Origin of the sequence: Sphingomonas sp. 2R-10, from assembly GCF_030062225.1 — a bacterium.
Lineage (GTDB): Bacteria > Pseudomonadota > Alphaproteobacteria > Sphingomonadales > Sphingomonadaceae > Sphingomonas.
The window spans coordinates 1-17,445 of the sequence record NZ_JASCXF010000031.1 but is presented as its reverse complement, the minus strand read 5'-3'; the positions used below and the strand labels follow the sequence as shown (position 1 = coordinate 17,445).

At 67.9% G+C, this 17,445-nt stretch carries 20 protein-coding genes and 1 tRNA gene; 14 read left to right on the top strand and 7 right to left on the bottom strand.

The features are described from left to right. Positions 1 to 161 precede the first annotated feature (161 nt). Positions 162 to 238: transfer RNA gene (locus QLH51_RS14435), tRNA-Pro, on the bottom strand. 159 nt (positions 239 to 397) lie between these two features. On the opposite strand from QLH51_RS14435, the gene yajC reads away from it, so the two are divergent. The 4 genes from yajC to QLH51_RS14415 are packed head-to-tail and all read left to right on the top strand — an operon-like array spanning position 398 to position 3,665. After that, entirely contained in the window at positions 398 to 742 is a 345-nt protein-coding gene (yajC, locus tag QLH51_RS14430) for a preprotein translocase subunit YajC (protein WP_125658207.1), read from the top strand. Continuing rightward, complete coding sequence (gene secD / locus QLH51_RS14425) at positions 742 to 2,334, top strand: protein translocase subunit SecD (protein ID WP_125658210.1); 1,593 nt, start codon at positions 742 to 744, stop codon at positions 2,332 to 2,334. Before yajC ends, secD begins: the two co-directional genes overlap by 1 nt. Before the next feature lie 12 nt (positions 2,335 to 2,346). Next, the gene (gene secF, locus QLH51_RS14420; protein ID WP_125658213.1) at positions 2,347 to 3,303 is read left to right on the top strand and encodes a protein translocase subunit SecF; all 957 of its coding nucleotides are present in this window, start codon (positions 2,347 to 2,349) and stop codon (positions 3,301 to 3,303) included. Next, positions 3,300 to 3,665: an Mth938-like domain-containing protein gene (locus QLH51_RS14415; RefSeq protein ID WP_125658216.1), complete on the top strand. Its 366-nt coding sequence runs from the start codon at positions 3,300 to 3,302 to the stop codon at positions 3,663 to 3,665. Before secF ends, QLH51_RS14415 begins: the two co-directional genes overlap by 4 nt. A 125-nt stretch (positions 3,666 to 3,790) precedes the next feature. Here QLH51_RS14415 and QLH51_RS14410 read toward each other — a convergent pair whose 3' ends face one another. The 4 genes from QLH51_RS14410 to thpR all read right to left on the bottom strand — a co-directional run bounded on the left by QLH51_RS14410 (position 3,791) and on the right by thpR (position 6,787). After that, entirely contained in the window at positions 3,791 to 4,960 is a 1,170-nt protein-coding gene (locus QLH51_RS14410) for a glycosyltransferase (protein WP_125658219.1), read from the bottom strand. 346 nt (positions 4,961 to 5,306) lie between these two features. After that, positions 5,307 to 5,732, bottom strand: coding sequence for an OsmC family protein (locus QLH51_RS14405; RefSeq protein WP_125658222.1), 426 nt, complete (start codon positions 5,730 to 5,732; stop codon positions 5,307 to 5,309). Between the two features lie 81 nt (positions 5,733 to 5,813). Beyond that, complete coding sequence (locus QLH51_RS14400) at positions 5,814 to 6,146, bottom strand: glycine zipper 2TM domain-containing protein (RefSeq protein WP_125658225.1); 333 nt, start codon at positions 6,144 to 6,146, stop codon at positions 5,814 to 5,816. Positions 6,147 to 6,235: 89 nt separating this feature from the next. Further along, complete coding sequence (gene thpR / locus QLH51_RS14395) at positions 6,236 to 6,787, bottom strand: RNA 2',3'-cyclic phosphodiesterase (RefSeq protein WP_125658228.1); 552 nt, start codon at positions 6,785 to 6,787, stop codon at positions 6,236 to 6,238. Positions 6,788 to 6,903: 116 nt separating this feature from the next. Between thpR and QLH51_RS14390 the strand changes: the two genes are divergently transcribed. From QLH51_RS14390 to QLH51_RS14365, 6 genes are all read left to right on the top strand, one after another. Then, positions 6,904 to 7,644, top strand: a complete 741-nt coding sequence (locus QLH51_RS14390) for a Bax inhibitor-1/YccA family protein (RefSeq protein WP_125658231.1) — start codon at positions 6,904 to 6,906, stop codon at positions 7,642 to 7,644. Positions 7,645 to 7,756: 112 nt separating this feature from the next. Next, complete coding sequence (locus QLH51_RS14385; protein WP_125658235.1) at positions 7,757 to 8,035, top strand: hypothetical protein; 279 nt, start codon at positions 7,757 to 7,759, stop codon at positions 8,033 to 8,035. A 75-nt stretch (positions 8,036 to 8,110) separates the two neighbouring features. After that, the gene (locus QLH51_RS14380; RefSeq protein ID WP_125658238.1) at positions 8,111 to 8,737 is read left to right on the top strand and encodes a hypothetical protein; all 627 of its coding nucleotides are present in this window, start codon (positions 8,111 to 8,113) and stop codon (positions 8,735 to 8,737) included. Between the two features lie 71 nt (positions 8,738 to 8,808). Further along, positions 8,809 to 9,693 carry a hypothetical protein gene (locus QLH51_RS14375; protein WP_125658241.1) on the top strand — a complete coding sequence of 295 codons (885 nt, stop codon included), beginning with the start codon at positions 8,809 to 8,811 and terminating at the stop codon, positions 9,691 to 9,693. After that, on the top strand, positions 9,690 to 9,842 hold the full coding sequence (locus tag QLH51_RS14370; RefSeq protein ID WP_164516150.1) for a hypothetical protein: 153 nt from the start codon (positions 9,690 to 9,692) through the stop codon (positions 9,840 to 9,842). The genes QLH51_RS14375 and QLH51_RS14370 overlap by 4 nt, the downstream gene beginning before the upstream one ends. Positions 9,843 to 9,913: 71 nt before the next feature. Continuing rightward, positions 9,914 to 12,055, top strand: coding sequence for a TonB-dependent siderophore receptor (locus tag QLH51_RS14365; RefSeq protein WP_125658244.1), 2,142 nt, complete (start codon positions 9,914 to 9,916; stop codon positions 12,053 to 12,055). A 176-nt stretch (positions 12,056 to 12,231) separates the two neighbouring features. Here QLH51_RS14365 and QLH51_RS14360 read toward each other — a convergent pair whose 3' ends face one another. Both QLH51_RS14360 and QLH51_RS14355 read right to left on the bottom strand, forming a co-directional pair. Then, the gene (locus QLH51_RS14360; protein ID WP_125658247.1) at positions 12,232 to 13,050 is read right to left on the bottom strand and encodes a ferredoxin--NADP reductase; all 819 of its coding nucleotides are present in this window, start codon (positions 13,048 to 13,050) and stop codon (positions 12,232 to 12,234) included. Between the two features lie 8 nt (positions 13,051 to 13,058). After that, positions 13,059 to 13,487 (bottom strand): hypothetical protein, encoded by a 429-nt coding sequence (locus QLH51_RS14355; protein WP_125658250.1) that lies wholly within the window; start codon positions 13,485 to 13,487, stop codon positions 13,059 to 13,061. Positions 13,488 to 13,679: 192 nt separating this feature from the next. Between QLH51_RS14355 and QLH51_RS14350 the strand changes: the two genes are divergently transcribed. The 4 genes from QLH51_RS14350 (at position 13,680) to panB (ending at position 17,268) form a co-directional block, all read left to right on the top strand. Continuing rightward, positions 13,680 to 15,425, top strand: coding sequence for a methyl-accepting chemotaxis protein (locus tag QLH51_RS14350; protein WP_125658253.1), 1,746 nt, complete (start codon positions 13,680 to 13,682; stop codon positions 15,423 to 15,425). A 99-nt stretch (positions 15,426 to 15,524) separates the two neighbouring features. Then, positions 15,525 to 15,881 (top strand): ArsC family reductase, encoded by a 357-nt coding sequence (locus tag QLH51_RS14345; protein ID WP_125658256.1) that lies wholly within the window; start codon positions 15,525 to 15,527, stop codon positions 15,879 to 15,881. A 62-nt stretch (positions 15,882 to 15,943) separates the two neighbouring features. Continuing rightward, on the top strand, positions 15,944 to 16,384 hold the full coding sequence (locus QLH51_RS14340; RefSeq protein WP_125658259.1) for a hypothetical protein: 441 nt from the start codon (positions 15,944 to 15,946) through the stop codon (positions 16,382 to 16,384). Between the two features lie 23 nt (positions 16,385 to 16,407). After that, a complete protein-coding gene (panB, locus tag QLH51_RS14335) occupies positions 16,408 to 17,268 on the top strand; it encodes a 3-methyl-2-oxobutanoate hydroxymethyltransferase (protein WP_125658262.1) in 861 nt (286 codons plus the stop codon). Positions 17,269 to 17,445 lie beyond the last annotated feature (177 nt).

Sequence of the window (17,445 nt, the reverse complement as noted above, 5' to 3'; positions counted from 1 at the left end):
CTGCCTTTACGTTGTGTAAAGTATGCAGAACCGCAGCCGCGTCCTGCGCGACGGGTGGCCGCCCCGACGCGGTACATGATGGATTGCATGACGGTGCCGTGTAGGCTGGCGCGACGATCGCGTCCGTCGCGGTTCGCGGTCGACCGCGAATCCGATGTCTCTGGTCGGGGCGACAGGATTCGAACCTGCGACCCCCACACCCCCAGTGTGATGCGCTACCAGGCTGCGCTACGCCCCGATCAGAGAGGGCGTGCCTTTAGGCCCGGTTTGCGTGCCATGCAAGCCCGAAGCGTCGCCGCCGGCAAATGTTGCACGGGGCCCGTGCAGGTGATAGCTGCCCGCAGTTGACAGGATGCCGTGTTCGCGGCGTCCGCTTTTTCGGACATTCAGGCCAGCAATGCTCGTACCTTCCGCTTTCGCCCAGTCCGCCGCCGCTCCTGCGGCATCGGGTGGTTTCCTCGGCACGCTGATCGGCATCGCGCCGCTGCTGCTGATCTTCGTCGCCTTCTACTTCCTGCTCATCCGTCCGCAGTCGAAGCGAATGAAGACGTTGCAGGCATCGATCGCCGCGGTGAAGCGCGGCGACCAGGTTGTCACCGCCGGCGGCGTGATCGGCCGGGTAACCAAGGTCGAGGACGCGTTCGTCGAGGTGGAGATCGCGCCGAATACCCGCATCCGCGTGGTCAAGGCGACCATCGCCGAAGTCACGCCGCCGGCCGGCGCCAAGCCCGCGAACGACTGATGCTCGACTTTCCCCGCTGGAAACGGATCGCCATCTGGGCATCCGTGATCCTGTTGTCGCTGTTCGCGGTGCCGAGCCTGCTGCCCGAGGCGACCCGTGCGAAGCTGCCCGGCTGGGTGCCGACGCCCGCGATCAACTTCGGCCTCGATCTGGCGGGGGGCAGCTACATCCTGCTCGAGGCGCAGACGCAGGACGTCGCCGCGACCCGGGTCGAGGCGATGCGCGAGATGATCGCGACCGAGATGCGCCGCAACCCGCGGGTCAGCGTCGGCGACATCTCGACGCGCGGCGGACAGATCAGCTTCATGGTGCGCGACGCGACGCAGGTCGACGCCGCGCGTGAAAAGCTGCTGGGCCTGACCGGCGGCGGGGCGGGCATGACCGGCCAGCGCGAATGGGACATCGAGGTGCGCGACAACACGCGCTTCGTGCTGACCCCGACCCAGGCCGGCCTGCGCCTCGCGGTCGAGAATGCGATGAAGGACGCGACCGAGGTCGTGCGCCGCCGCATCGACGAACTGGGCACGCGCGAACCGACGATCATCCAGCAGGGCAGCAACCGCATCGTTGTGCAGGTCCCCGGCCTGTCCGATCCGAAGGCGTTGAAGGATCTGCTGGGCCGGACCGCGCGGCTGGAATTCAAGCTGGTCGATCTCGCCGCCGATCCGGCCGCGGTCGCGCGTGGACAGGCACCGGCGGGCAGCCAGATCCTGCCCTATCCGGCGCAGAACGCACCGATCGCGGTGAAGCGCACCACGATCATCTCCGGCGACCAGCTCGCCGATGCGCGCCAGACCTATGACCAGAACGGCCAGCCCAACGTCACGATCAACTTCAACGCGGAGGGCGGTCGCCGCTTCGCGAAGGTGACGCAGGAAAACACCGGCAAGCCCTTTGCGATCATCGTCGACAATTCGGTCATCTCGGCCCCGAACATCAACGAACCGATCCTCGGCGGCAGCGCCACGATCAGCGGGGGCTTCACCGCCGACAGCGCCAACCAGCTCGCCATCGCGCTGCGGTCGGGCAAGCTGCCGGTCGACCTGACCGTGGTGCAGGAAAGCACCGTAAGCCCCGAACTGGGTGCCGATTCGGTGAAGGCGGGCGTGACCGCCGCGATCATCGCGACCGTTGCCGTCATCGTGTTCATGGTCATGACCTATGGTCGCTTCGGCATCTATTCGACGATCGCCGTCGTGCTGAACATCCTGATGATCATCGCGGTGATGGCGTTCCTGAACGCCACGCTGACGCTGCCCGGCATCGCCGGCTTCGTGCTGACCATCGGTACCGCGGTCGACGCCAACGTGCTCATCAACGAACGCATCCGCGAGGAACGGCGCCGCGGGCGCAGCGTGCTGCAATCGCTCGAGCTGGGCTACAAGGAGGCGAGCCGCACGATCTTCGAGGCGAACGTGACCCACGCCATCGCCGGCGGGATCATGCTGATCCTCGGTTCCGGCCCGATCCGCGGTTTCGCGGTCGTGCTGCTGCTCGGCATCGCCAGCTCGGTGTTCACCGCCGTCACCTTCACGCGGATGCTGGTCGCCGGATGGATGCGCCGCCATCGTCCGACCGACATCACCATTTAAGGCTCCGGCGTCATGCGTCTCATCAAGCTGGTTCCCGACAACACCAACATCCGCTTCGTCGCGGTGCGCAAAATCGCGTTCACCGTGACGCTGATCCTCAGCATCCTCGCGGTCGGGCTGGTGTTCGCGCGGGGGCTGAACTTTGGCGTCGACTTCATGGGCGGCGTCGCGATCGAGGAGAAGTTCGCCACGCCGCCCGCGATCGACAAGGTGCGCGGCGTCATCGAGCGGCTGGGCGTGGGTGAACCCGCGATCCAGCAGTTCGGTGATCCCAAGCTGGTGTCGATCCGCCTGCCGGTGCCCGAGGGCCACAGCGGCGCGACCGACCGCCTGGTCGAGCGGGTCAAGTCGGCGCTCGCCACCGAATTCCCCGGCGCGACCTTCAGCAACTATTCGACCGTGTCGGGCAAGGTATCCGACGAACTGGTGACCAACGGCGTCCTCGCCGTCGTGCTGGCGATCTTCGGCATCGCGATCTTTTCGTGGTTCCGCTACGAATGGCAGTTCGGCGTGTCGACCGCGGTCGCGATCATCCACGACGTGCTGATGACGCTGGGTTTCTTCGCGTTGACGCAGATGCCGTTCGACCTGACCATCGTCGCGGCGGTGCTGACGATCATCGGCTATTCGATCAACGACAAGATGGTGATCGACGACCGCATCCGCGAGAATATGCGCAAGTTCCGCAAGATGGAGATGCGCGAGCTGATTGACCTGTCGGTCAACGAAACGCTGCCACGTACCGTCATGACCTCGCTGACGATCCTGCTGGCGCTGACCGCGCTGCTGGTGTTCGGCGGCCATGTGCTGCGCGGCTTCACCGCGGCGATGATCCTCGGCGTGATCGTCGGGACCTATTCGTCGATCTACGTGTCGTCGTCGCTGCTCATCACGCTGGGGCTGAAACCCGGTGCGCCGGTAGGCGAGGGGACGGTCAGGGAACCCGTGCCGCAAAAGACGTCGCGGTGAAGATCGACCGGACCCGCAAGGGCGACGGTCCGCTCGTCTCCGGGCTGACCGCCGCCGGGTTCCGGGTCGATGACGGCATCTATCCCGCGCTGCTGATGACGCCGCAGCGTGCCGATCTGTGGGAGCCGCCGGCGTTCGAGGACCTCGACGCGGCGGCGCTGGCATCGGTGCTGGCGATGCGCCCCGAATTCCTGCTGCTCGGCACCGGCGCGACGCTGCGCCAGCCGCCGCGCGCGCTGGTCCGCGCGCTCGATGCGCAGGGGCTGGGGATCGAGGCGATGGACAGCCGCGCCGCCGCCCGGGCGTGGGGCGTACTGCGCGACGAAGGGCGACAGATCGCGGCGGCATTCTACCCGCTGTAAGGGTTGGAGTTTCCTCGCAAGCCCTACGCGTCATCCCGGCGAAGGCCGGAATCTCCCGATAAGGCAGCGCACCGACCGCCTTGTTGGTGGCCCCCGACTTTATCCGGGGTGACGCCGGTGGGGAATCAGCGTCGTCCCGCCGCCAACCCCATCAGATGCTCGCGCAATTCCCGCGCGTTGCGCTCCCAGCTGAACGCTTCGACCGTCGCCCGCGTCGCGTCCGGATCGGCAGGTTGCGACAGCACCGCCGCGATCCCCTGCGCCACCGCCGCGGCGTCGCGCGTGACGATCCGGCCGGCGGCGGGGCCGGTCACGACCTCGCGCGCGGCGCCGGCGTCGGGGATCACGATCGGCGTCCCGCTCGCCAGCGCCTCGATCCATGCATTTGCAAGGCCTTCCGACGACGACGCCAGCGCCATGACGTCGGCAGCGGCCAGCAGGCCGGGCAGGTCGCCATGTGGCATCGATCCGTACAGCCGCACGCGGTCGCCGACGCCCAGTTCGGCGATGCGCGCGGCGAGCGCCGCATGGTCGGGGCCGCCGCCGACGATCCACAACTGCACGCCGGGCAGCGCGGCGACCGCGTCGAGGACGATGCGATGCCCCTTGCGCGGGATCAGCGCGCCCAGCGATACGACCAGCGGTCCCGCGATCCCCAGGCGCACACGGGCGGCAGCGCGGTCGACGCTACCGAAGCGGCTGCGGTCGATGCCGGTGCGATGGACGCGGACCGGGCGGTCGATCCCGGCAGCGGCGATATCGTCGGCCATCGACTGCGACACCGCGAGCAATCCGTCCGCCGCCTGGCCGGCGGCCCGAACCTGCGCCGCGGTGGCGGGGGCATGGCCCCAATGATGGATGTCGGCGCCGCGTGCCTTGATCGATACCGGCACTCCGAACCGCCGGCCGAGCGCCACCGCCGCCGGGCCGTCGGGAAAGAAGAATTCGGCGTCGATCGCGTCGAACGGAAATGTTTCGCGCAGCGCGTTCAGGTGCGGGATCAGCCGCCGGACCAGCGCCCCGACATGGAACCGTCCCTGCGTGCCCGGCAGGTTCAGGAACCGCGGGCGGTCGACGGCCAGCCCCTTCCATGTTTCGTGCCGGGGCAGCGTCGAGAGCGCCCGGTAGCCGGCGTGCAGCGTCAGCGGAAAGGGCGGCAGGCCAAGCGGCGCGACGACCCGCACCGCGACATCTTCGAGGGCGGCGAGCCCCAGCGTCTGGCGTTCGATGAACACGCCGAAATTGGGCCGGACGGCATCGGGGAACAGGGTGGCGAGGGTCAGGACGCGCAGCATGGGGCGTCGTCCTAGCGCGAAAAGGGTGAAGGGTTCGCGAAAAGATCAGCGTGCCGGTTCAATCGGTAACGATCGCCGGCAGGCGGCTGTCATCCCGGATCAGGTCGAGACCTCTGCGAAAGCCGTCAATCCCTACCCCGGCGAAGGCCAGGGCCCAGTTGGGGGGTTAGGATACGGAAAGGCCTGTCCAACTGGACCCCGGCCGTCGCCGGGGTACGACGAGGAATTGGGTCTATTCGAGATACTCGCGGATGTCTCGATCAGGTCAGGGATGACGAGCCGCTTCGCCGGGGGCGACGCGGATGGCGGGCCGAGTGGACGCCGTGTCCGCTCGGCCCGCCACAACTCACGCCGTCAGCGTATGCTCCAGCGTAATCTCGGCATTCAGCAGCTTGGAGATGGGACAGCCGGCCTTCGCTCCCGCCGCGATCTCCTCGAACTTCGCCTGCTCGATGCCCGGCACGCTGGCGGTCAGCGTCAGCGCCGACTTCGTCACCGTGAACCCGTCACCGTCCTTGTCGAGCGTGACCTTGGCGGTCGTCTCCAGCGTGCCGTCGCTGAAGCCGGCCCCGGCCAATGCGAAGCTCAGCGCCATGGTGAAGCAGCTGGCATGGGCGGCGGCGATCAACTCTTCCGGGTTGGTGCCCTTGCCATCCTCGAACCGGGTGTTGAAGCCATATTGCTGTTCGGACAGCACGCCCGACTGGGTCGAGACATGGCCTTTGCCGTCCTTGCCGAGGCCGTCGTAGCGGGCGGATGCACTGCGGATCATGCTGGGGAACCTTCGTCATGGGAAAAGGGGCGGGCCCGTCACCGGACCCGCCCCTCCAGAATTCGTCAGACCGCAGTTGGTTCAACGGCAACGGCCACGGCTGCCGCTGCGCTCGATCTCGCGACCGGCCAGCGCGCCTGCGCCCGCACCCAGCAGCGTACCGAGCGTACGGTCGCCGCGCGAATCGATCGTGCGACCGACCAGCGCACCGGCGACGCCGCCGACGACGAGGCCGGTGGTGCCGTTGGGCTTGCGGCAATAGCGACGACCGTCGCGGCCGCGCCATTCGCGATACTTGCTGCGGCGCTGTGCCTCGGCCTCGGTCTTGCCGATCGAGACGCCGTGCTTCGAGAAGGTCGGGCCGACCGGTGCCAGCAGCGAAGCGGCGGCGAGCGCCATCATGATGTTGCGCATGGGAATGTTCCTTTCGTCCGTGATATGTCGTTGGTCGCTTAACGCATCCTCGCGCTGACGGTTTCATGAACGAAACGACAGGCATTCGTTCAGCTTGGCGAGGGCGCGGCCAGCAACGGATAGCGGGCGACGGGCTCGTACCATGCCCCGTCCCGACCCAGATGACTCTCGAACAGGGTGAAGTGATCGACGCGCATCGGCGGCAAGGTGAGCGCGGCGTGGATACGCAAGAATTCTTCGGTCGGCCCCGATGCGGCGTTCAGCCGGGCGAGCGTGACATGCGGCAGATAGGCGCGCCCCTCGGGCGGCAGGCCGATCCGCACCAGCGCATGGTCGACCTTGCGATGCAGCGCCGCGACGGCATCGTGCGGCGCGACCCCCGCCCACAGCGCCCGGCCGCGCCTGCCCGTGTCGAACCGCCCGACCCCCGATAGCGCGAGGTCGATCGCCGGCGCGTGGATCGATTGCAGCGCCAGCGCGATATCCTCCGCCACCGGCCGTTCGACCTCGCCGATGTAGCGCAGCGTCACGTGGAGCTGGTCGTCATCCTGCCACCGCGCACCCTCGACACCGTCCATGATGTCGAACAGCGCCTCGCGCATCGCCGATGGCGGGCGCAACCCTACGAACAGACGGTGCACGGCCGATTCTCCCGGTAGCGTAACAAAATGTTGCTTCCCGCGTTTGGGTTGAAATCGCGGGCGTAGCCGACGATATTTCTAACAGCCGGCATGTGTGCCGGGAAGAGGAGTTTACAATGGCGAACTGGTCCGATCCCCGGACGTCGGCCGCACCGATCACGCGCACTCGCGAACGCGATATGGCGCGCGACGAAGGGCTGCGGTCCTACATGCTTTCGGTGTACAACTACATGGCGTCCGGCGTGCTGTTGACCGGCATCGTCGCGCTGTTGTTTTCATGGGGTGGCGACACCTCGATGGCGGCGCAGGTGTTCTACCAGCCCGGCATCCTGAAGTACGCGATCATCTTCTCGCCGCTGATCTTCGTGATGGTGCTCAGCTTCGGCATTAACCGGCTGTCGACCGGCGCGGCGCAGGGCCTGTTCTGGGCGTTCGCGGCGATCATGGGTCTGTCGATGTCGACGATCTTCCTGCGCTACACGGGGCCGTCGATCGCGCTGACCTTCTTCGCGACCACCGCCGCGTTCCTGTCGCTCAGCATCTACGGCTATACGACCAAGCGCGACCTGACCGGGTTCGGCACGTTCCTCATCATGGGTCTGGTCGGTCTGATCGTGGCATCGCTGCTCAACCTGTTCTTTCAGTCGGGCATGATGAGCATGATTATCAGCGCGGTCGGCGTGCTGCTGTTCGCCGGGCTGACGGCCTATGACACGCAGCGGATCAAGGGCCTGTACTTCCAGGTCGCGGGCACCGACTTCGCGGGCAAGGCGGTCATCATGGGCGCGCTGTCGCTGTACCTCGACTTCGTGAACATGTTCCAGTTCCTGCTGTCGTTCCTCGGCAACCGCGACTGATCCTCGAACCCATGACGATGCGAAGGGCCCGGCGGGAGACTGCCGGGCCTTTTCGCATGGGCGGAACGCCGGGCGCGGTCGTTTCGTTCTGGTGGTCGAAGGAGTGAGGGACATGACCAACGACACCACCGGAATCGACGAGAAGGCGCTGTCCTCCCTGTCGGTCGCACCCGACGGCAACGAGAGCGAGGCGAGCACGCCGGCGCGTGGCGATGCGGGTCGCGACGGCGACCGGGACGATGCGTCGGACGCCGAATCGCGGCTCGATCGCGGGCTTGACGAATCGATGGACGCGTCCGACCCGCCGGCATCGGTCCAGCCCGGAACCGATGGTCCCGCGCCGTCGTCGGGCTATGACGCCGATGCGGAGGCGCAGCGCACCGATCGCTGAAGCAGCGACCGCGACGGTACGGTTCGGGCGGCGTGTCGGGTGGTTCCGGCGCGCCGCTTTCGGTATGTCGGGCGGATGACGACCGATCGCCTGATGCGCCCGCTGTTGCGCGGGCTCGCGCTGCTGCTGCTGGCCCTGGCGACGATCGTCCCGGCCCATGCGGCAGTGACCATCACCTTCTGGTCGCAGGAATTCGGGCAGAATTTCCCGCACGCCTTCTTCACCTTTTCCGGCGCGCCCGATTCCGGCGGTCCGGCGCTGAACGAAAGCTATGGTTTCACCGCCAAGGCGATCACCCCGGCGCTGCTGATGGGGTCGGTCGGCGGGCGGATCGACCGGCCCACGCCGTCCTATATCGCCCGCAGCAACGCCCATTTCTCGCTCGTGCTGAGCGACGCGCAATATGCCGCGGTCCGTTCGCTGATCGTCGAATGGGGGGCGGGGGGCGATTCGCATTACAACCTCAACCGCCGCAACTGCGTCCATTTCGTCGCCGAGGCGGCCCGGCGATCGGGGTTGCAGGTGGTCGAGGAGCGCAAGCTGATGAAGAAGCCGCGGTCGTTCGTGCAGTCGGTCGAACGGGCCAATGCCGGGCGGGTGACGGTGATCGAGCTGCCGGCGAAAGCCTATTTCGCGACGCTGCCGCCGCCGGCGGTCACCGACGCTACGCCCGCGCCCGAAACGGCGACCGCACCGCACTGATCGCCGCGTTCGCCCTTTCGCGGTCCCGCCGAATCCGGCAGTCGTGCGACTTCGGATTGGGAGATCGAGCGATGCGGCGGTGGACGATGGGCATGGTGGTGGTGCTGGCCGGATGCGGACAGGCGGACGAGGCCCCGCCGCCCGCCAACCTGATACAGGACGAACCGGTCCTGCCCGCCGCCAGCCCCACGCCCGAAACGCTGGTGACGATCCCGACGCGCTTCGTCGGGACGTGGGACAGCGACGGCACGGCATGCGATGCGCCTGCGCCCGGCGGGAAGCGGCTGGTGGTCGCCGCCAGCGCGTTGCGCATGGGCGACCGCGACCTGCCCGTACGCGGCATCACCGTCGCCGATGCCGGAGCGGTCGATGTCGACGTGGTCGGCGATCGCGGCGGCATCACCGAACAGCGCCGCTATCGTTTCGCGCTGGGTGCCGGTGGTTCGCTGGAACTGACCGGAGTCGACGGCCCGGCGCGGCTGGTGCGCTGCGACGCACCGGCGGGCGCGGAGGCGGCGGCGCGCAACGCGGTGGCGCTCAACCTCGCCCCCGACGGCTTGCAGACCGTGGCCGGCGCCAGCAGCCGCACGCTGCCCTTCGGCACGCCGGCCGAGGTCGTGCTGCGCGTGGTCGAGGCGGCGACGCAGACCATCCCCGGGCGCTCGACCAACGCCGAATGCGGGGAGGGACCGCTGGAGATCGCCACCTATCCGCGGATCGCGGTGTATTTTCAGGAGGGACGCTTCGTCGGCTGGTCGGCGCGCGGGCGCGGGCTGACGACGATGGCCGGGGTCGGCATCGGGTCGAAGCGCGCGGCGGTCGAATCGGCGATCGTGGCCCCGGTCGAGGAGACCAGCCTCGGCCGCGAATTCGCCAGCGGCGGGCTGTCGGGGCTGTACGATGCGAAGGACAACGTCACCGCGCTGTGGGCGGGCAGCACGTGCATCGCCCGGTGATCGCCCCCGCCACCGCCGGGGATGCGCCGGCGGTGGTGGCGTCATGGCGGGCATGCGGGCTGCGCGCGGCAGGCATCCCGAAGGTCCAGCTGATGGTCCGCGGCGACAATCATGGCGCGATCGCCTTCCATAACGACGCTATAACGTAGATACTGATAGTCACTTGCAAAAGCAGTAAGGGCGGATTAGGCGGCGCGAAGCATCACAGGGATAGTTTCGCATGTCGCCATTCGCCGTTCTCCTCGCCGCCACCGCGCTCGCGCCGACCGCCGCGCCGGCCCCCGCGCCGGAAGACCCCGTGCAGCGCGGCGACGAGATCGTCGTCACCGGGCTGCGGACCGAAGGCAGCGACGATTACGCGGTCAAGGCGCAGAGCACCGCCACCCGCCTGCCGCTGTCGCTGCGCGAGACGCCGCAGTCGGTCAGCGTCGTTACCCGCGCACAGATTGACGATTTCCAGCTGAACGATATCAACGCGCTGCTGGCGACGGTGCCCGGCGTGAACGTGCAGGCGCAGGAAACCGACCGCTTCTATTATTCGGCGCGCGGCTTCGATATCCAGACGTTCCAGATCGACGGCATCGGCCTGCCGTTTCCGTTCCAGATTCAGAACGGCTCGATCGATACCGCGATGTACGACCGGATCGAGGTGGTGCGCGGCGCGCCGGGGCTGTTGTCGTCGACCGGCAACCCGTCGGCGGTCATCAACTTCATCCGCAAGCGCCCGACGACCGATTTCTCGGCCAGCGCCAGCGCGCAATATGGCTCGTTCAACCAGTTGCGGCTGGACGGCGACGTCAGCGTACCGCTGACCGCGAACGGATCGATCCGCGCCCGCGTGGTCGGCTCCTATCTGGATACCGACAGCTATCTCACGCGCTACGGCCTGCGCCGCTGGACCGGCTATGGCATCGTCGAGGCGGATCTCGGCCCCGATACCGTCGTCAGCGCCGGCTATGGCCGACAGAACCACAAGAGCCGGGCGGCGATGTGGGGCGGCCTTCCGCTCTATTACCGCGACGGCAGCCGCATCGACTATGCGCGTTCGACCAACAGCGCACCCGACTGGTCGAGCTATGACATCACCGATGGCCAGATCTTCGGCGACGTGACCCATCGCTTCGGCGACTGGACCGCCAGGGTGTCGTTGCAGCGCCGGGCGATCGACGAGGATGACAGCCTGTTCTATGTCTATGGTGCGAACACCGGGGTGAACGCCGCGCCCGACCGCGCGACCGGCCTCGGCATCGTCAGCTATCCCGGTCGCTTCCGCGGCGGAGCGCGCAACCTGACGATCGACGGCAATATCAGCGGCACGGTGTCGCTGTTCGGGCGGACCCATGACGTCATGTTCGGCGCCAACCGTTCGGCGCAGCGCTACACGCAGGATTCGGCGTACGACAACGCCGCCATCGGCATCCCGGTGCCGCTGTTCGGCGGCTTCGACGGGTCGTTTCCCTATCCCGATTTCCCGGCGTTCACCCGCAGCCTCGACAGCCACAGCCGGCGCGAGACGGTGTACGGCCTGATCCGGCTGAACCCGGTCGATGCGTTGAAGGTGATGGTCGGCGCCAATGCCACCCGCGCGTTCAGCGAGGGGATCTCCTATGGCGCCCCGACCGACTACGACCGCGCGCGCTTCCTGCCGTTCGTCGGTGCGACCTACGACCTGACCGGCAATATCAGCGCCTATGCGAGCTTCGCGACGATCTTCAATCCGCAGACGCAGACCGACGTGAGCCGTCGCCTGATCGCCCCGATCGAGGGGGACAATCTGGAGGCCGGGCTGAAGGGCGAATGGCTCGGCGGGCGGCTGAACGCCAGCGTCGCGCTGTTCCAGGCGCGGCAGAAGAACACCGCCGAGGCCGCGGGCTTCGATCCGGCGATCGGCCAGAATGTGTTCCGCGGCATCGACGCAACCTCGCGCGGCATCGAGTTCGAGATGAGCGGCGAACTCGCACCGGGGTTGCAGGCGACCGGCGGCTTCACCGCAATGCGCATCCGGGGCGAGAACGATCAGCCGGTGCGGACCTTCGTTCCGCGCAACACCGCGCGGCTCAACATCGTGTGGTCGCCGACGATGCTCCCTGCGCTGAAGGTCGGCGCATCGGGCCAGTATCAGAGCCGCATGTACCTCGAACCCGACGGCGTCATCGCGACCACCGGGCAGCAGGTGCGGATCACGCAGGACGGCTATGCCACGGTCGACCTGATGGCGCGCTATGCGCTGACGCCGCGGGTGTCGCTGTCGGCCAATGTCCGCAACATCAACGATGCGAAGGCGCTGAGCGCGATCAACTTCGACCAGGGGTTCTTCATCGCACCGCGCACGGTGCTGGGGACGCTGCGGGTCAGTTACTGACCGGGGGGGCTTTCCCCCTCGAACCCGATCCACTCCGTTCGGTTCGAGCAGCTTCGAGCGAAGTCGAGAAGCGTCCGTCGAGAATGTCCCGTTGGGGCAAGGTGTTCTCGACTGGCGCTTCTCGACAGGCTCCAAGCTGCTCGAACCAAACGGTATTGGCTTGGGCAGGGGTAAGCCTACCCCACGAACGCCCGCTCGATCACGTAATCGCCCGGCTTCGCGTTCGACCCTTCCTCGAATCCCAGCCCCTCGAGATATTCCGAGAAGTCGCGGATCATCTCGGTCGAACCGCACAGCATCACGCGGTCGGTTGACGGGTCGAACGCCTGCGCGCCGCCGATGCGCGCCGAAAACAGCGTGCCGTTGTCGACCAGCGCGTCGATGCGGCCGGTGGTGTGGAACGGCTCGCGCGTGACGGTCGGGACATAGGTGAATTGCTGCGCCGCCTGATCCTCGACCAGTGGATCGCCCGCGAGGTTCGCCTCCAGCGTGGTGCGGAACGCCAGGTCCGACACGCGGCGCACCGAATGGACGACGACGATCGACGCATACATGTCATAGACGTCGGGATCGCGGATCAGCGACAGGAACGGGGCCAGGCCAGTGCCGGTCGACAGCATGAACAGCCGCGAACCGGGCTTCAGCGCGTCGGTGACCAGCGTGCCGGTCGGCTTCTTGCCGAGGAACAGCTCGTCGCCCGGCACGATCTGTTGCAGCCGCGATGTCAGCGGGCCGTCGGCGACCTTGATCGACAGGAACTCCAGCTCCTCGGCATAGGCGGGGCTGGCGATCGAATAGGCACGCAGCAGCGGCTTGCCGTTGTCGCCGGGCAGGCCGATCATCACGAACTCGCCCGAACGGAAGCGGAAGCTGGGCGGACGGGTGATGGTGAAGCTGAAGAGATGCTCGTTCCAGTGGCGCACCGAACGCACGCGCTCGACGCTGAGCGCATTGGTGGGTTCGAGGCCGTGGACGACGGCGGTGCGGTCGGTCATGATAATCCTTACGTCCTGACGTTGGTCCCCGGCGGCAGCCCGACCTGTCCGAGCATTGCCGCCGTCCGGGCCAGCGCGCAAAAAGTGGGGGCGATCGCCTGTTCGGCGACCAGCAGCGAAAGCGTGGTCCGCGCCTTCGCATCGCGTCCCGTTACGAGATCGCGCGCCAAGGTCAAGAGAACCGATTCATCGTCGGTCACAAGCCCGCATTTACAATTGATCTGGATCGGTACCCGGGCATGGGTGGACAGCTGCGTCATCCATCCGTCGAAATCGCCCAGCGCGTCGAGCGCGCCCGACTGGGCGAAGCGCGCCGCCAGCAGCGCGGCGGGGCACTGGCACGCGCTGCGCCCCGCGACCCATAGCCGGATCGCTTCGATAAGGAAGCGGTCGCCGGGGGAAAGAGCCGATACCGGCCGGTCGATCAGATCGTACATAGCGCCTCGCTATTGATACTCATTCGCACTGGCTATCGTGGCGCGGGCGGGTCGTCAATGGCTGCGTTTCGGGGCGCGGCGAACGGTTCGGCACCGGCGCCGGTCCGACCGCCATGCGCGTCGCGCGGCGCCGCATAAACGCGATCTTCAACATTTCGCGGCAGGTCGGATCGGATACGAAGAGGTGAGCGCATGCAGTTAAAGGTTCGGGGCCGCATCAACCTGATCGGCGTTCTCGCCGCGGCGGGGCTGGTGGCATTGCTGTGCATCAGTCTGTTCCGCCTATCGGCGGTGATGCATGCCGGGATCGAACGCAGCACGCGCCACGCGGTCGAGGGTGCGCGCTCGGTCGTCGCCCATTATCATGCCGAGGAAGTCGCCGGCCGCCTGACCCGCGCCGACGCGCAACGCGCGGCGCTGACCACGCTGAAGGCGATGCGCTACGACGGCACCGAATATTTCTGGGTCAACGACATGCACCCGCGCATGCTGATGCACCCGGTCAAGCCCGAGCTGGACGGCACCGACCTGACCAACAACCGCGACACCAGCGGCAAGGCGCATTTCGTCGAGATGGTCAGTGTGGTGAAGGCGCACGGCGCCGGTTTCCTGCAATATAACTGGTCCAAGCCGGGCCAGCCCAAGCCGCTACCCAAGCTGTCCTATGTCGCGGGCTTCGCGCCGTGGGGCTGGGTGATCGGATCGGGCGTCTATATCGATCGTATCCAGGCGGCGGTGTTCGATGCCGCGCTGTACCTCAGCGGGCTGGCGCTGGTCGTGCTGCTGCTGGTCGCGATCTGTTCGTTCCGCATCGGCCGCTCGATCTCGCTGCCGATCGAGGCGGTGGCGGCGCGGATGCGCGCGCTGGCCGCCGGCGACACCACGACCGCGATCCCCGGCCGCGACCGCAAGGACGAGATCGGCGAGATGGCCGCCGCGCTGGAAACCTTCCGCGATGCCGCGATCGTGGCGGCGGAGCGCGAGGCCGAGCAGCAGCGTGTGGTCGCGACCGTCGGTACCGGGCTGGAATCGCTGGCGCGCGGGCAACTCGATGCGCGGATCGGCGACACGCTGACCGGGCCGTTCCGCAAGATCGGCACCGATTTCGACTCGGCGATGGCGGCGCTGGCCGATGCGATGCGCGCGGTGGCGCAGTCGACCGGCGGCATCCGCAACGGCGCGTCGGACATCAGCAGCGCGTCGGACGACCTGTCGCGCCGGACCGAGCAGCAGGCGGCGAGCCTTGAGGAGACCGCCGCGGCGCTCGACCAGATCACCGCGACGGTGCGCCGTACCGCGGCGGGTGCGGCGCAGGCCGACACGACGATGGTCGCGACCCGCGGCGATGCCGAGGACGGCGCGCGGATCGTCCGCGACGCGGTGCAGGCGATGAGCGGGATCAAGCGCGCATCGGACGAAATCTCGGAGATCATCTCGGTCATCGACGGCATCGCGTTCCAGACGAACCTGCTGGCGCTCAACGCCGGGGTCGAGGCGGCGCGCGCCGGCGACGCGGGCAAGGGCTTCGCGGTCGTCGCCTCCGAAGTACGCGCGCTGGCACAGCGTTCGGCCGACGCGGCGAGCGACGTGAAGAGCCGCATCCTCGCCAGCGGCACGCAGGTCGAACGCGGCGTCCACCTGGTCGGCAGGACCGGCGAGGCACTGGAACGCATCGTCGGCCGCGTCGCCGAGATTTCGGGGCTGGTCGCCGCCATCGCCAAGGGCGCCGACGAACAGGCTTCGGGCCTGCAGCAGGTCAACATCGCCGTCGGCGAAATGGACGCGGTGACGCAGCAGAACGCGGCGATGGTCGAGGAAAGCACCGCCGCCGCGCGCAGCCTCGCCGAACAGGCCGAGGCGCTTACCCACCACGTCGCCCGCTTCCGCCTCGCGACGGAAGCCCGCGCCCACCCGCCGGCCTATCGCGCGGCCGCCTGACGCAAATCCTCCCCGTGCCGGGGAGGATCGGGTGCCCATGCCGGTTGAACGTACCGCCGCCCACCGCTAGCACCGCGCGGACCCCGAACGGAGCCCGCCATGACCGTCCGACTCTACGGCATCCCCAATTGCGACACGATGAAGAAGGCGCGGACATGGCTCGACGCGCACGGCGTCGCCCATGACTTTCACGACTACAAGAAGGCCGGGATCGACCGCGCGACGCTGGAGGGCTGGGTCGCCGAGCTTGGCTGGGAGCCGCTGCTCAACCGTGCGGGCACGACCTTCCGCAAGTTGCCCGACGCCGATCGGGCCGATCTCGACGCGCCCCGCGCGATCGCGCTGATGCTGGCGCAGCCGTCGATGATAAAGCGGCCGGTGCTGGTCGGCGACGGCTGGATCGAGGTCGCCTTCAGGCCCGATCGCTACGCCGTGCGATTCGCAAGTCGGGACTGATTGCGTTAACCATGGCGCTCGGCTTTATTGCGGTGCCGTATCGAATCACCCGTGGGAGCAGCATGGCACCGACCTTCGTCCGAACGCCGCCACCGTGGTTCCGCATCGTCGCGGTGCTGTTCCTCCTGTGGGGGCTGGCCGGGGTCTATGCCTTTTATGCGCAGGCGACGATGGGACCGGCGGCGCTGGCGGCGCTGTCCGACTATGACCGCCGCTTCTTTTCGACGCTGCCGGTCTGGTTCAACTGGATCTACGGCATCGCGACATGGGGCGGGCTGTTCGGCAGCATCGCGCTGCTGCTCGGGCGGCGCTGGGCGGCGGGGCTCTATGCCGCCTCGCTGCTGGCGGTCGCGATCCAGTTCGGCTGGGTGTTCGCCGCGACCGACCTGATCGCGGTCAAGGGCGCGGCGGCGACGGTGCCGTTCCCGCTGGTGATCTTCGCGATCGCGCTGTGGCAGCTCGGTATGGCGCGGCACGGCATCGCCCGCGGGTGGCTTCGCTGAGCGGGGTTCGCTAGAACCCGCCAATGTCCACGACCTTCACCATCGATACCGCCACCAGCCGCGCGACGCCCACCCCGGCGCCGATGAAGCGCCTGACCATCCCCGCGATCCGCGCTGCCAAGGGCAGGACGCCGCTGGTGATGCTGACCGCCTATACCGTGCGCATGGCGCAGCTGATGGACGCGCAGTGCGACATGCTGCTGGTCGGCGACAGCCTGGGGCAGGTGATCTACGGCCTGCCCTCGACCGTGCCGGTCACGCTCGACATGATGGCGGCGCACGGGAGCGCGGTGGTGCGCGGGTCGTACCATGCGCTGGTCGTGATCGACATGCCCTTCGGCAGCTACGAGGCGAGCCCGGCACAGGCGTTCGAAAGCGCGGCGATGCTGCTCAAGGCCACCGGTGCCGCGGCGGTGAAGCTGGAGGGGGGCACGGCGATGGCCGAAACCGTCGCCTTCCTGTCGCAGCGCGGGATTCCGGTCATGGGCCATGTCGGGCTGACGCCGCAGGCGGTGAACCAGCTCGGCGGCTATGGCGCGCGCGGGCGCAGTGCCGCGGAAGCGGAAAGGATCGTCGCTGACGCCGTCGCGGTGGCGGAGGCAGGGGCCTTCGCGGTGGTGATCGAGGGGGTGGTGGAGCCGATCGCGGTCGACATCACCCGCCGCATCGCCTGTCCCACCATCGGCATCGGCGCATCGGCGCAGTGCGACGGGCAGGTGCTGGTCGCCGAAGATATGCTGGGCCTGTTCGAACGCACGCCGCGCTTCGTGAAGACCTTCGGCGACATGGCCGGGCATATCGAGGCCGCGGTGACCACCTATGCCGAAGAGGTCCGTTCGCGCACCTTTCCGGGGCCGGACCAGCTCTACGCACCGAAGGCGTAAGGCGGCGTCACCTCCCCGTCGTCATTCCCGCGCAGGCGGGAATCCATAGCCGCAACGCCAGCGAATCCTGCCGGAAGGTTACCGTGTATGGATCCCCGCCTGCGCGGGGATGACGATCGTGGGGAACCCCGTTCATCCCTCGCACAGCCTCGCCACCCCATGGTCCCACCCCGGCAC